This is a genomic window from Pseudomonas sp. FG-3G (assembly GCF_901007645.1).
Taxonomy (GTDB): Bacteria; Pseudomonadota; Gammaproteobacteria; order Pseudomonadales; family Pseudomonadaceae; genus Aquipseudomonas; species Aquipseudomonas rhizophila.
In genome coordinates, this window is record NZ_CAAKGZ010000005.1 from 64,838 (window position 1) to 78,047 (window position 13,210).

Below are 13,210 nucleotides of genomic sequence, written 5' to 3' on the forward strand. Positions count from 1 at the left end.
TTTGCGGTGATTGGGCAATTGCGCTCGCCACAGGTGCGACAATCAGGCCTGCCGGAATCTGACTCACAGGTTTACAATCGATGCTCCCGATCAGGAGTAACCCTGTGCTGACTCATCTCGATTCCCAAGGTCGCGCCAACATGGTCGATGTGACCGACAAGGCCGTGACGTTCCGTGAAGCCACGGCCGAAGCATTTGTGCGCATGCTGCCCGAAACACTGCAGATGATCGTCAGCGGTGGTCATCCCAAAGGCGATGTGTTCGCCGTTGCGCGCATTGCCGGCATTCAGGCGGCGAAAAAAACCAGTGACCTGATTCCGCTCTGCCATCCGCTGATGCTCACCAGCGTCAAGGTCGAGCTCAATGCCGAAGGCGAGGACCGGGTGCGCATTGTTGCCCGTTGCAAACTGTCGGGGCAGACCGGCGTGGAGATGGAAGCCCTCACCGCCGCCAGTGTTGCCGCGCTGACCATCTACGATATGTGCAAGGCCGTGGATCGGGGCATGACCATCGAAGGCGTGCGGGTGCTGGAGAAACTCGGCGGCAAGAGCGGCCACTTCCAGGCGGATGCACCATGAAAATTACCGTGAAGTTCTTTGCGCGTTATCGCGAAGCGTTGGGCATTGATTCGCAGAGGGTCGAGGGCGATTTTTCCACGGTGGACGACGTGCGGAAAGTGTTGGCTGCGCGTGATGGTTTCGATGTCTTGAAAGAACAAAACCTGATGTGCGCCCGCAACGAAGACCTGTGCCAGCTCGACGAGCCGCTGGTCGATGGTGACGAAGTGGCATTCTTTCCCACCGTGACCGGAGGCTGAGCCATGGCGATTCGGGTGCAAGCCGATCCGTTCGACCCGGGCGCCGAAGTCAACGCGATGCACGCGGCCAATGTCGGCGTGGGGGCGGTGGTGAGTTTTGTCGGCTACGTGCGTGACTTCAATGACGGCCTTGATGTGTCCGGGATGTTCCTGGAGCACTACCCGGGCATGACTGAAAAAGCCTTGGGCAAGATCGCTGCCGAGGCCGAGCAGCGCTGGCCGTTGCTCAAGCTGGAGGTCCTGCATCGCATCGGTGCCCTGGAGCCGGGCGAACCGATCGTCTTCGTGGCGGCCGCCAGTGCCCATCGCCAGGCGGCATTCGACGCCTGCGCCTTTGTAATGGACTACCTCAAGACCCGTGCGCCGTTCTGGAAAAAGGAAAACACCGCCGATGGCCCGCGCTGGGTCGAAGGGCGTGACAGTGATCATGCGGCGGCGGATCGCTGGAAGCGGTAGATAGCCTGTTGCTGATTCATTGCCTGCCAACCGCTATCGCGAGCAGGCTCGCTCCCACAAGGGATCCAGGTTGTACACAGTATTCGTGTTCGACGCAGGCCTCCTGTGGGAGCGAGCCTGCTCGCGATGAGGCCATTAGCCTCCCATCACTTTTCGCGGTTGCCCCAATTGACGATATGTACATTAAAGTCCAGTATGGATTTATAAGTACATAAAATCCGTCGCTTCACCTTTCTCTGCCAAAACCAACAACAAACCCGCGAGAGATCGATCATGAAAAAGCTCCCCCTCATCACCGGCCTGGCCTTGAGCCTGCTGGCCTCCAGCAGTCTGTTCGCCGCCGAGAAGACTTTGCGTATCGGCATCGAAGCGGCGTATCCGCCGTTTGCTTCCAAGACCTCCGAAGGAAAGATCGAGGGATTTGACTATGACATTGGCAATGCGCTGTGCGCGCAGATGAAGGTCAAGTGCCAGTGGATCGAAAGTGAGTTTGACGGGCTGATTCCGTCGCTCAAGGTGAAGAAAATCGACATGGCGCTGTCGTCCATGACCATCACCGAAGAGCGCAAGAAGTCGGTGGATTTTACTCACAAGTACTACTTCACCTCGTCGCGGCTGGTCATGAAGGAGGGCGCGGTGGTCGATGATCAGTACGCCAGTCTCAAAGGCAAGACCGTGGGTGTGCAACGGGCGACCACCACCGACCGCTTCGCTACGGAGGTCTTCGAACCCAAGGGCGTGACAGTCAAGCGCTACAGCAACAACGAAGAAATCTACATGGACCTGGCGTCCGGTCGACTGGACGCGATATTCGCTGACACCATCCCGCTCGAAGATTTTCTGTCGATGCCCCGGGGCAAGGGCTACGCGTTTGTCGGGCCGGAGCTCAAGGACCCGAAATACGTCGGTGAAGGCGCGGGGATCGCGGTGCGCAAGGGCAATACCCAACTGGTGTCGGACTTGAACAAGGCCATCGACGGGATTCGGGCCAGTGGGGAGTATCAGAAGATCCAGGCCAAGTATTTCAAGTCGGATATCTATGGCGACTGATTGATCGTTATCGCGAGCAGGCTCGCTCCCACATTGGATCTCATTGAACACAAATAGCGTGTTCGACACAGACCCCCTGTGGGAGCGAGCCTGCTCGCGATGAGGCCAGGCCAGGCAACAAAAACCTCAGCCCTTCAACTCCTTCAAATGCTTGTAAACCGTCGCCCGCCCCATGTTCAGCACATTGGCCACGTAGTTGGAGGCGCTTTTGCCTTTGAAGGCGCCTTCGGCATGCAGCGCCAGCACCAGTTCGCGTTTATGGTCGCGGGTCAGCAGGTTCAGGCTCAACTGACGCTCGCGCATCCAGGCGTGGAGGAAGGTGTTGATCCGCTCCTGCCAGTCATCGCGAAACAGTGAGTCCGGCTGCGGGATCAACTTGCCCGGCGACAGGAACAGGTCCAGCGCGGCCTTGGCATTCTCGAACAGCGAAATATTCAGATTGATGCACAGCACCGCCAGCGGGCGCCCCCCTGCATCGCGCAGGACGCTGCTGAGGCTGCGGATTTTCTGCCCGTCCCAATTGAGTTTTTCGTATGGCCCGATGTTCCGTTCGCTGATCTCTTCGCTGAGCATGTCCTCCAGGGACGAGTCATCCCCTATCACGCGCTTGGACAGGTTGTTGGCGATGTAGTCGACTTTCTGCGTACGCAGGTCGTGCAGCACCACTTCGGCGTGAGGGTAGAACAGCGTGGCGATGGCGTCGGCGATGGTGCGGAAATTATCCAGTGTCGGATCAGGTTGCGGGGCGTTCATGACAGGGCTCCAGGCAGTGTCAGCGCCCCGTGAAGCAGGGGCGCGCAGGAGTGTGCCGCAATCGTGGCGATGCGTCACCTGGGTGGGTTCAAGCCAGGCGTGCCGGCGACAGCTGGGTGGTGCTCAGGCCGAAACGGGTCAAGGTCTCGGGCAATGGCTCACCGCGCACCAGGGCCGCGCTGGCCTGACCCATGGCCGGGGACGTCTGGATGCCGTAGCCGCCCTGGGCCGCGACCCAGAACAACCCCGGTACCTGGGGATCGAAACCGGACAAGAGGTCGCCGTCGGGGACGAAACTGCGCAACCCGGCCCAGGTGCGGGTCGGACGGCGGATGGTCAGGGTGGTGGCTTCTTCGATCTGGTAGATGCCCATGGCAATGTCCAGTTCTTCAGGCTGTACGTCGTGAGGTTCCACCGGATCGGCATTTGCCGGCGAGCCGAGGAACATGCCGGCGTCGGGCTTCATATAGAACGACTCGTCGAGGCTCACCAGCATCGGCCAGTCATGAATGTCCACGCCCTCGGGGCCGGCAAAAATGAATGCTGCCCGCCGCTTGGGTTGCAGGCCCAGCTTGCGCGCGCCGGCCATTTCGGCAATGTGATCGGCCCAGGCGCCGGCCGCGTTGATCAGCACCGGAGCGCTGAAGGTCTGGCCAGCGGTTGCTACCTGCCACATCCCCTGATCGTCGCGGCTCAGGCCCAGCACTTCGGTGTCGGTGTGCACCTGACCGCCGTTGCGGCGGATACCGCGCAGGTAGCCTTGGTGCAGCGCATCGGTGTCGATGTCACAGGCGGTGGGGTCGTAGATTGCACCATGCACCTTGTCCCGTCGCAGGATCGGCAGTCGCACACAGGCTTCTTCGGCGCTGAGTAGCTGCATCTGCGGCACCGTGGCCTTGGCGCTGAGGTACTGGTTGTTCAGCTCGGCCGGGTCGCCGGTGAAATCCACGGTCATTTCGCCCCGTGGGGTGAGCAGCGGGTGCTCGCAGAAACCGGCCGGTGGGGCGTCGAAAAAGTCACGGCTGGCCTGGGTCAGCGCCCGCACCTGAGGCGTGCCATAGGCGGCGCTGTACAGCGCCGCCGAGCGCCCTGTGGAGTGGTAGCCCGGATGGGATTCGCGCTCGAGCACAATGACCCGACCGTGGGGGGCCAGCCAGTAACCGGTGGAAGCACCGGCGATGCCACCGCCGATGATGATGAAGTCTGCTGAGGTCATGAAGCTCTCCTGTGGAGCGCGGTGCCGGGAGTTAGTAAAACCTTGTGGGGAAATTGGCTGTGTCAGTTGTGCAACTGATAAAGCGCATTCGCCAGCGCAACGTCTTCCAACCCCAGGCCGATGGAGCGGAAAAACACATGGCGCTCATAGCCGGGACGCGCTACGTGTTCGCTGAGCAGTTCAGGCAAATCCCCAACCAGGCGTGACGCGTCCCAGCCGTGCTGTTCAGCGGCAATCAACATTTCACCGGCCGAACCGGGGGTGGTCTGACGATAGTCACAGAACACGTCCATGTCGTTGAGGCTCTGGGGGGGCACTTCGTGGGCGCGCGGAGCATTGGTGCTGATGGAGGTAATCAGGGCTGGCTTGCTCAGTGTTTGTGGGTCGAGCACTGCCTTGGCGGACGAGGTGCAGAGCATCACCACATCGGCGTCGTGCAGCGCCGCTTCAAGGCTGGCAGCGATTTGCAGGCGCGGATCCAGCTCGGTGAGCGAAGCACGCTCTTGCGCCGATTTATTCTGCAGGCTGGGCGAATAGAGGCTGATGCTTTGCCAGTCCCGCAGACCCTTGACGTATTGCACGTGGGCCCTTGCCACGGCGCCGCTGCCGATGACTGCCAAGCGCCGGGCCTGGAATGGGGCCAGGGCATCCACGGCGACGGCAGTGGTGGCTGCGGTGCGGGCGGTGGTCAGTTCGGCGGCGTCGCACAGCAGCAGTGGCTGGCCGGTCTGCATCGACATCAGCAGGGTCCAGGCGGTCACCAATGGACCTTGCTCGCGCACGATATACGGTGAGGTCTTGACCCCGTAGACCTGCTCTTCAGCCAGCACGCCCAGGTAGTTGATGAAATCCCCGGCGCCTTGGGGAAACGCCACAAGTTGCTGGGGCGGTTGGACGGCCTGTCCGGCGGCAAGGTCGTGGAACAGCTTGCGTAAAATCTGCGGTACGTCGACTTGGCCGAGCAGCTCTCGGGCCTGGGCTTGGGTCATCACGTAGGGCGTGCTGGACATCGGGACTCCGGGGTGCTTTGTGTAAACTAATTTGTCCATTATGGACTTATAGTTCTGTTGGGCAATATCCCGGACGAAAAAAAAGCGCAGCGTTTGCGGCTGCGCTTTCTGGTTCCTGACGACGGTTAAGGGCGTTTGCGCTCAACCGGCCGAAGCAGATGAGTCGGTGGGGTTTCGCAATTGATCTTCTTCCCCAGCAACGCTTCGATGGACGGCAACTGATAGGAGTCATCCTCACCGGCGAAGCTGATCGATACGCCAGCGGCGCCTGCACGCCCAGTACGCCCGATCCGGTGCACATAGTCATCCGGCACTTCCGGCAGGGTGAAGTTGATCACGTGGCTGATCCCGTCGATATGAATCCCGCGCCCGGCCACATCGGTGGCCACCAGCACACGGATCTTGCCTTCGCGAAAGCCTTCCAGCGTCTTGATACGCTTGTGTTGCGGCACGTCGCCCGACAACTGGGCTGCGTTGACGCCATCGCGTACCAGGCGCTCCTCGATACGGCGTACTTCGTCCTTGCGGTTGGCGAACACCATCACGCGCTCCCAACCGTTGTCGTTGACCAGGTTGTAGAGCAGCTTGTACTTGTCGGCGCCGGCCACAGCGTAGATGTGCTGCTCGACGTTTTCGCTCGCGACGTTCAGCGCTTCGATCTCGACGATGGACGGGTCGGTGGTCCATTGCTTGGCCAGGTTCATCACGTCTTCGGTGAACGTGGCGGAAAACAGCAGGGTCTGGCGTTCGCTTTTCGGTGGGGTCTGGCGAATGATCTGGCGCACTTGCGGGATGAAGCCCATGTCGAGCATGCGGTCGGCTTCGTCCAGCACCATCACCTCGACCATGTCCAGGTGCACATCGCCGCGCTGGTTGAAGTCCAGCAGGCGTCCCGGTGTTGCCACCAGAATGTCGCAGTGACGGGCTTCGAGGTGCTTGAGCTGCTTGTCGAAGTCCATGCCGCCGACGAACGTCATGACGTTCAGTCCGGTGTACTTGGTCAGGTCGGCGGCGTCCTTGGCGATCTGCACCACCAGCTCGCGGGTCGGGGCGATGATCAGCGCCCGAGGCTCGCCCATATAGCGTTCTTTGGGCGGCGGGGTCTGCAGCAACTGGGTAATGATGGAAATCAGGAACGCGGCGGTCTTGCCGGTGCCGGTCTGGGCGCGGCCGATGGCATCTTTACCGGCGAGGGTGAATCCCAGCACCTGCGCCTGGATTGGCGTGCAGTAGGGGAAGCCCAGGTCCTGGATGGCATGCATCAGTTCAGGGGCGAGTTTGAAATCATGGAAGCGGGTCTTGCCTTCCTGGGGTTCTACGACGAAATCCTCGAGCTTCCAGGCGACGACCGGCGGTTTTGGGGCGCGCTCGCGGCGTGGCTTGGGGGCTTCGTTGTGTGGCTGTTGCGGCGCGGGAGCGACAGGCGCGGTGGCCGCGTCTTTTTCTGTGTTCGCAACAGGCGTTGTCCGCCGCGGCTTTTTTTGCACCTCGGCACGACTCGGGCTGTGGGCAGGTGCGCTGGGGCCAGGCACGAGCTGCTCGGCCTCGCTTTTACCGAACATCTTCTTGAGTGCTTTGAGCACGGTCATCTCATCGATTGGTTAAGGAATGTACGCCGGCCAGTGTAATGCAAGAAACGGGCGCGGCGTAGTGTGATCGTCAAGGGGTTGACATGTCCTCACGCCCGCTTAGCGCAACCGCTCGCTCAGCCAGGTGCCGATGTCGCGAATCTCTTCGGGTAACACTTCATGGCCCATTGGGTATTCTTGCCATGTCACGGTGACACCATGCTGTTTCAAATACTCTTTCGCGGTCCGCCCCATGGGGTTGAGTACCACTTCGTCGTACTGGCCGTGTAGCGCCAATACCGGAATGCGCTGCTGGCTGGCCGACAATTGCAGTTCTTCGCTGAAAGTCGGTGCATAAGTGGACAGCGCGACTACGCCCCCCAATGGACCCTGCCATTTCACGAACGCGGTGTGATAGACCACCGCGCCGCCTTGGGAAAAACCTGCGAGGAAAATCCGCGAGGCGTCTATTCCAAGGGCTCGCTGGGCTTCGATCAGGTCGATGACCCGCTGCGCCGACACTTCCAGCTGTTGCTCGTCGATGGCCCGCGCGGGGCTCAGGGCGCGGATATCGTACCAACTCGGCATGGCGTAGCCGCCGTTGATGGTCACCGGCTGGGTCGGCGCTTGAGGCAGAACGAAACGTGTCGTGAGCAGGCTTTGCTGCAGCATTTCGGCCACCGGCAGGAAGTCGTAACGATCGGCGCCCAGGCCGTGGAGCCAGATGACGCACGCGTCGGCGGTGCCGCTGGGCTCGAGAATCAAGGGGTCGGTCATGGTCTGCTCCAAATCTGTGCGGGCGCGCTCATTCAGTGCGTTATTACAGTGCGGGCCCGGTGCCTCAGTTAATTAGATGTCGCAATCTTAAAAGTTTTTGTCTTGACGTGTCTCATAAGGGTCAAGCGCAGCGGTGTGGTACGGCGTTTGCTTTGAGGTAGCTTGAGTGATGATTCTTACGCTGCGCGGTAACACTATCAGCTTGACGCGCCGCATGGGATATCAGAAATCCGGTGATGGATGTTCGCCAATAGCCGCTACGGGCTTCGCGAACGTGAAGGGCTACAGCCCGTTCGGCCGATTGGTGAGAGATGAGGCAGGCGCCCTGTTTAGGGGCATTCTCATTATTAGACTCATAGCGAAGGTCCAGACGTCGGTTGACCCTAAAAAAAGCCAACAAGGGTCGGCAATGCCCCATAAGGGTGCGACAGGGCTCGAGCTCCGACACAACAAGAGCAAAACTGGAGGTTTGAATGAAGTTACTGAAATCCACCCTGGCCGTCGTGACTGCAGCTGCAGTACTCGGCGTCAGCGGGTTCGCTCAGGCGGGTGCAACCCTGGATGCCGTACAGAAGAAAGGCTTTGTGCAATGTGGCGTGAGCGATGGCTTGCCGGGTTTCTCGGTGCCTGATGCCTCCGGCAAGATCCTCGGTATCGACGCTGATTTCTGTCGCGCAGTGGCCGCTGCCGTATTCGGCGACGCGAACAAGGTGAAATTCAGTCAATTGAACGCCAAGGAGCGTTTCACCGCGCTGCAGTCCGGTGAAATTGACGTCCTGTCGCGCAACACCACCATGACCAGCTCCCGTGACGCGGGTATGGGCTTGGTTTTCCCAGGCTTCATCACCTACTACGATGGCATCGGCTTCCTGGTAAACAAAAAGCTGGGCGTCAAGAGCGCCAAGGAACTGGACGGTGCAACCATCTGCATCCAAGCCGGTACCACCACCGAGCTGAACGTTTCCGACTACTTCCGTGGCAACGGCCTCAAATACACCCCGATCACCTTCGACACCTCCGATGAAAGCGCCAAGTCGCTGGAATCCGGTCGTTGCGACGTGCTGACCTCCGACAAGTCCCAGCTGTTTGCCCAGCGCAGCAAGCTGGCCGCGCCGAAGGACTACGTGGTTCTGCCGGAAACCATTTCCAAGGAGCCACTGGGCCCGGTCGTGCGTAATGGCGACGAAGAGTGGGCGAAAATAGTGCGCTGGACTGGCTACGCCATGCTCAACGCTGAAGAAGCCGGCATCACTTCGAAGAACGTTGAAGCTGAAGCCAAATCCACCAAGAACCCGGACGTCGCCCGTATGCTCGGCGCTGACGGTGAATACGGTAAAGACCTGAAGCTGCCCAAAGACTGGGTTGTCCAGATCGTCAAACAAGTCGGTAACTACGGTGAAGTGTTCGAGCGCAACCTCGGCAAAGGCACCCCGCTGGAAATCGATCGCGGCCTGAACGCGCTGTGGACCAACGGCGGCATTCAATACGCACCACCAGTGCGCTGATGGTTCTATCACCCGGTGGGCCAACCACCGGGTGATGTTCTGTTCCATTCTTTGCGGGGCACTTCATGCAAAATTCAATCGGCGCACCTAAGCAGAGGCTTAGCCTCAGCGATCCACGCGTGCGTGCCTGGGTATTTCAGATCGTCACCATTGTGGCGGTGGTTTCACTGGGCTGGTTTCTGTTCGACAACACGCAAACCAACCTTGAGCACCGGGGCATCACCTCCGGTTTCAGCTTTCTGGAGCGCAGTGCCGGATTCGGCATCGCTCAAACCCTGATCGACTACACCGAAGCGGACAGCTATGCCCGCGTCTTCGTCATCGGGTTGCTCAACACACTGCTGGTGACGTTCATCGGCGTGATCCTGGCGACGATTCTCGGTTTCATTGTCGGCGTGGCCCGACTGTCGAAAAACTGGATTATCGCCAAAGTGGCAACGGTGTACGTGGAGGTTTTCCGTAACATCCCGCCACTGCTGCAGATCCTGTTCTGGTACTTCGCCGTATTCCTGACCATGCCGGGCCCACGCGCCGCCCATAACTTCGGCGACACCTTCTTTGTCAGCAGCCGGGGCCTGAACATGCCGGCCGCGCTGGTGGCGGACGGGTTCTGGCCATTCGTGATCAGCGTCGTGCTGGCGATCATCGCCATCGTGCTGATGACCCGCTGGGCCAATAAGCGTTTCGAAGCCACGGGCGAGCCGTTCCATAAATTCTGGGTGGGCCTGGCGTTGTTCCTGGTGATCCCGGCGCTGTGCGCCCTGGTCTTCGGTGCCCCTGTGCACTGGGAAATGCCGGAACTCCAGGGCTTCAACTTCGTCGGTGGCTGGGTACTGATTCCCGAATTGCTGGCATTGACGTTGGCACTGACGGTGTACACCGCGGCATTCATCGCCGAGATCGTGCGTTCGGGCATCAAGTCGGTCAGCCACGGTCAGACCGAAGCTGCCCATTCCCTGGGCCTGCGTAACGGTCCGACCCTGCGCAAGGTGATCATCCCGCAAGCCCTGCGCGTGATCATCCCGCCGTTGACCAGCCAATACCTGAACCTGGCGAAGAACTCCTCGCTGGCGGCCGGTATCGGTTATCCGGAAATGGTTTCGCTGTTTGCCGGTACGGTGCTGAACCAGACCGGGCAGGCGATCGAAGTTATTGCGATCACCATGAGCGTGTACCTGGCGATCAGTATCAGCATTTCCCTGCTGATGAACTGGTACAACAAGCGCATTGCGCTGATCGAGCGGTGAGGAAAAACGCGCATGACATCCCATACTTTCAAACCTGACATGCCCCCACCGAGCAGTAGCATCGGCGTGGTGGCGTGGATGCGCGCGAACATGTTCTCCAGCTGGCTCAACACCTTGCTGACGTTGTTTGCGTTCTACCTGATTTACCTGGTCGTTCCACCGATCATCAGTTGGGCGATCCTCGACGCCAACTGGGTCGGCACCACACAGGCTGACTGCACCAAGGAGGGCGCCTGCTGGGTGTTCATCCAGCAGCGCTTTGGCCAGTTCATGTACGGCTACTACCCGGCGGATCTGCGCTGGCGCGTGGACCTGACCGTGTGGCTGGCGGTCATTGGTGTGGCTCCGCTGTTCATCTCGCGCTTCCCGCGCAAGGCGGTCTACGGCCTGAGTTTCCTGGTGCTGTATCCGATCATCGCCTGGTGCCTGTTGCACGGTGGTGTGTTCGGTCTGGCCACCGTGTCGACCAGCCAATGGGGCGGCCTGATGCTGACCCTGGTGATCGCCACCGTCGGTATCGCCGGGGCTTTGCCGTTGGGCATCGTGCTGGCTTTGGGGCGGCGTTCGAACATGCCGGCGATTCGTGTGGTCTGCGTGACCTTCATCGAATTCTGGCGCGGCGTGCCGTTGATCACGGTGCTGTTCATGTCCTCGGTGATGCTGCCGCTTTTCCTGCCTGAAGGCATGAACTTCGACAAGCTGCTGCGGGCACTGATCGGCGTGATCCTGTTCCAGTCGGCCTACGTGGCTGAAGTGGTGCGTGGCGGCTTGCAAGCCATTCCCAAAGGTCAGTACGAAGCGGCCGCGGCGATGGGCCTGGGCTACTGGCGCAGCATGGGCCTGGTGATTCTGCCGCAAGCCCTGAAGATGGTGATCCCGGGTATCGTCAACACCTTCATCGCGTTGTTCAAGGACACCAGCCTGGTGATCATCATCGGCCTGTTCGACCTGCTCAACAGCGTGAAACAAGCTGCCGCCGACCCGAAATGGCTGGGCATGGCCACCGAAGGCTATGTGTTCGCCGCCCTGGTGTTCTGGATTTTCTGTTTTGGTATGTCCCGCTATTCCATGCATTTGGAACGCAAGCTGGACACTGGCCACAAGCGTTAGGAGCGTAGTTTATGAGTGAAGCGATCAAACAGCCTGTGAGCCCTGAAGGCATTATTCAGATGCAGGGCGTGAACAAGTGGTACGGCCAGTTCCACGTGTTGAAAGACATCAACCTGAACGTCCAGCAGGGCGAGCGTATCGTGCTGTGCGGCCCGTCGGGTTCCGGCAAGTCCACCACCATCCGTTGCCTCAACCGCCTGGAAGAACACCAGCAGGGTCGCATCGTGGTCGATGGCGTGGAACTTACCAACGACCTCAAGCAGATCGAAGCGATCCGCCGTGAAGTCGGCATGGTGTTCCAGCACTTCAACCTGTTCCCGCACTTGACCATCCTGCAGAACTGCACCCTGGCGCCGATGTGGGTGCGCAAGATGCCCAAGCGCAAGGCCGAGGAAATCGCCATGCATTACCTGGAGCGCGTACGCATTCCAGAGCAGGCGCACAAATACCCGGGCCAGCTCTCCGGCGGCCAGCAGCAGCGTGTGGCCATCGCCCGTGCCCTGTGCATGAAACCGAAAATCATGCTGTTCGATGAACCGACTTCAGCGCTCGACCCGGAAATGGTGAAAGAGGTTCTGGACACCATGATCGGCCTGGCCGAAGACGGCATGACCATGCTCTGCGTGACCCACGAAATGGGCTTTGCCCGCACCGTGGCCAACCGTGTGATCTTCATGGACAAGGGCGAAATCGTCGAACAGGCCGCGCCGAACGACTTCTTCGATAACCCGCAGAACGACCGCACCAAGCTGTTCCTGAGCCAGATTCTGCATTGATCCGGCCTTAGGCATTGAAATAGACCCGGACTTGTCCGGGTTTATTTTTGCCTGGGATTCAGGGTGTCAGAACGGTTGCCTGTTCCGGATGGCGGGTAGTCAACAACTGCTTCAAATCGGTGCCCTCGCTCAGTGCGAGTACTTCCGCCATCAGGTGGGGATGACGATCGAGCAGGCGCATCAGCATGAACAGTGGTTGCGGTGGGGCGACTTCGCCACGCTCGTAACGGGAAAAGGCGTTGTGTCCGCCGCCAGACAGCAGTTTCACCGCGTCTTTTTGCGTGAGGTGCAGTTTGCGGCGGATGCGTTTCATCTCCGCCGCCATCGCCTGGGCACAATCTTCGAGCAACTGATCGCTCGCCTGGGAATAACGTTGCGCACTGTCGGTGTCGTGATCAAATTCGATTTCACCACAGACCCGGCACTCCCATCCGGCCATGTCGTGCACCTGCCGTGCTACCTGCTTGTAGTCGATGGTAAAGCTGCGGCCCTCAAAGTGTTGCATGGCGTCTTGAGTACCGCAGTTGACACATTGCTGCGTTTTCATTGGTCTTTCTCCTTGAAGGAGACTACCGGATGCCCACCGCCAGGGCGGTAGGTCACCTTAATGTAAATCTCCCGATCCTGAAATGTGGTGTGATAAACGTCCTGCCAGATTCGATGATCGGCATAGGTCGTCATCGATTTGTGCAACATCCTGTACTCCAGCGAGGCCATGATTTGCAGCATCCGGGCAGTGCTTAACGACATTCTTCGAGCGCCTTGCTGAGCGCTCATTGTGAATACCTTGTTCCCCAGCCTGAGGACTTCGGCCTTGACGACTGCCAGATCGTAGTGGGGTGTGCTCTTTTCCATAGAACTGTATGCCTTGTCCTTAAAATTACCCTTAAGGGGTAATTTTGACCAATCGAAAATTTCGCTCCTT

15 protein-coding genes are annotated in these 13,210 nt (G+C 59.7%); 8 read left to right on the top strand and 7 right to left on the bottom strand.

All coding sequences use genetic code 11. The features are described from left to right. Positions 1-104 precede the first annotated feature (104 nt). The 4 genes from moaC to PSEUDOMOFG3G_RS03340 all read left to right on the top strand — a co-directional run bounded on the left by moaC (position 105) and on the right by PSEUDOMOFG3G_RS03340 (position 2,323). On the top strand, positions 105-578 hold the full coding sequence (gene moaC / locus PSEUDOMOFG3G_RS03325) for a cyclic pyranopterin monophosphate synthase MoaC (RefSeq protein WP_076383624.1): 474 nt from the start codon (positions 105-107) through the stop codon (positions 576-578). Beyond that, positions 575-817, top strand: a complete 243-nt coding sequence (locus PSEUDOMOFG3G_RS03330; RefSeq protein WP_139049200.1) for a MoaD/ThiS family protein — start codon at positions 575-577, stop codon at positions 815-817. The genes moaC and PSEUDOMOFG3G_RS03330 overlap by 4 nt, the downstream gene beginning before the upstream one ends. Positions 818-820: 3 nt before the next feature. Next, positions 821-1,273 carry a molybdopterin synthase catalytic subunit MoaE gene (gene moaE / locus PSEUDOMOFG3G_RS03335; protein WP_047228852.1) on the top strand — a complete coding sequence of 151 codons (453 nt, stop codon included), beginning with the start codon at positions 821-823 and terminating at the stop codon, positions 1,271-1,273. A 273-nt stretch (positions 1,274-1,546) separates the two neighbouring features. Continuing rightward, entirely contained in the window at positions 1,547-2,323 is a 777-nt protein-coding gene (locus tag PSEUDOMOFG3G_RS03340) for an ABC transporter substrate-binding protein (protein ID WP_047228853.1), read from the top strand. A gap of 126 nt (positions 2,324-2,449) precedes the next feature. Here PSEUDOMOFG3G_RS03340 and PSEUDOMOFG3G_RS03345 read toward each other — a convergent pair whose 3' ends face one another. The 5 genes from PSEUDOMOFG3G_RS03345 to PSEUDOMOFG3G_RS03365 all read right to left on the bottom strand — a co-directional run bounded on the left by PSEUDOMOFG3G_RS03345 (position 2,450) and on the right by PSEUDOMOFG3G_RS03365 (position 7,647). Further along, positions 2,450-3,076 carry a transcriptional regulator gene (locus PSEUDOMOFG3G_RS03345; protein ID WP_076383627.1) on the bottom strand — a complete coding sequence of 209 codons (627 nt, stop codon included), beginning with the start codon at positions 3,074-3,076 and terminating at the stop codon, positions 2,450-2,452. Between the two features lie 88 nt (positions 3,077-3,164). Beyond that, positions 3,165-4,292: an FAD-binding oxidoreductase gene (locus PSEUDOMOFG3G_RS03350; RefSeq protein WP_139049201.1), complete on the bottom strand. Its 1,128-nt coding sequence runs from the start codon at positions 4,290-4,292 to the stop codon at positions 3,165-3,167. Between the two features lie 62 nt (positions 4,293-4,354). Next, on the bottom strand, positions 4,355-5,302 hold the full coding sequence (locus PSEUDOMOFG3G_RS03355) for an ornithine cyclodeaminase family protein (protein ID WP_047228856.1): 948 nt from the start codon (positions 5,300-5,302) through the stop codon (positions 4,355-4,357). A gap of 125 nt (positions 5,303-5,427) precedes the next feature. Further along, positions 5,428-6,891: an ATP-dependent RNA helicase RhlB gene (rhlB, locus tag PSEUDOMOFG3G_RS03360; protein WP_047228857.1), complete on the bottom strand. Its 1,464-nt coding sequence runs from the start codon at positions 6,889-6,891 to the stop codon at positions 5,428-5,430. A gap of 99 nt (positions 6,892-6,990) precedes the next feature. Beyond that, entirely contained in the window at positions 6,991-7,647 is a 657-nt protein-coding gene (locus PSEUDOMOFG3G_RS03365) for an alpha/beta hydrolase (RefSeq protein WP_047228858.1), read from the bottom strand. A gap of 473 nt (positions 7,648-8,120) precedes the next feature. Here PSEUDOMOFG3G_RS03365 and PSEUDOMOFG3G_RS03370 point away from each other — a divergent pair, with 473 nt between their 5' ends. The 4 genes from PSEUDOMOFG3G_RS03370 to PSEUDOMOFG3G_RS03385 all read left to right on the top strand — a co-directional run bounded on the left by PSEUDOMOFG3G_RS03370 (position 8,121) and on the right by PSEUDOMOFG3G_RS03385 (position 12,285). Continuing rightward, positions 8,121-9,152 carry an amino acid ABC transporter substrate-binding protein gene (locus PSEUDOMOFG3G_RS03370; RefSeq protein ID WP_139049202.1) on the top strand — a complete coding sequence of 344 codons (1,032 nt, stop codon included), beginning with the start codon at positions 8,121-8,123 and terminating at the stop codon, positions 9,150-9,152. 65 nt (positions 9,153-9,217) lie between these two features. Then, the gene (locus PSEUDOMOFG3G_RS03375; RefSeq protein WP_139049203.1) at positions 9,218-10,399 is read left to right on the top strand and encodes an amino acid ABC transporter permease; all 1,182 of its coding nucleotides are present in this window, start codon (positions 9,218-9,220) and stop codon (positions 10,397-10,399) included. A gap of 12 nt (positions 10,400-10,411) precedes the next feature. Next, positions 10,412-11,509, top strand: a complete 1,098-nt coding sequence (locus tag PSEUDOMOFG3G_RS03380; RefSeq protein ID WP_139049204.1) for an amino acid ABC transporter permease — start codon at positions 10,412-10,414, stop codon at positions 11,507-11,509. An 11-nt stretch (positions 11,510-11,520) separates the two neighbouring features. Further along, positions 11,521-12,285 carry an amino acid ABC transporter ATP-binding protein gene (locus PSEUDOMOFG3G_RS03385; RefSeq protein WP_047228862.1) on the top strand — a complete coding sequence of 255 codons (765 nt, stop codon included), beginning with the start codon at positions 11,521-11,523 and terminating at the stop codon, positions 12,283-12,285. A 58-nt stretch (positions 12,286-12,343) separates the two neighbouring features. Here the strand turns inward: PSEUDOMOFG3G_RS03385 and PSEUDOMOFG3G_RS03390 are convergent, their stop codons facing one another. After that, complete coding sequence (locus tag PSEUDOMOFG3G_RS03390; protein WP_139049205.1) at positions 12,344-12,832, bottom strand: type II toxin-antitoxin system MqsA family antitoxin; 489 nt, start codon at positions 12,830-12,832, stop codon at positions 12,344-12,346. Further along, on the bottom strand, positions 12,829-13,140 hold the full coding sequence (locus PSEUDOMOFG3G_RS03395) for a type II toxin-antitoxin system MqsR family toxin (protein WP_139049206.1): 312 nt from the start codon (positions 13,138-13,140) through the stop codon (positions 12,829-12,831). The genes PSEUDOMOFG3G_RS03390 and PSEUDOMOFG3G_RS03395 overlap by 4 nt, the downstream gene beginning before the upstream one ends. Between the last annotated feature and the right edge of the window lie 70 nt (positions 13,141-13,210).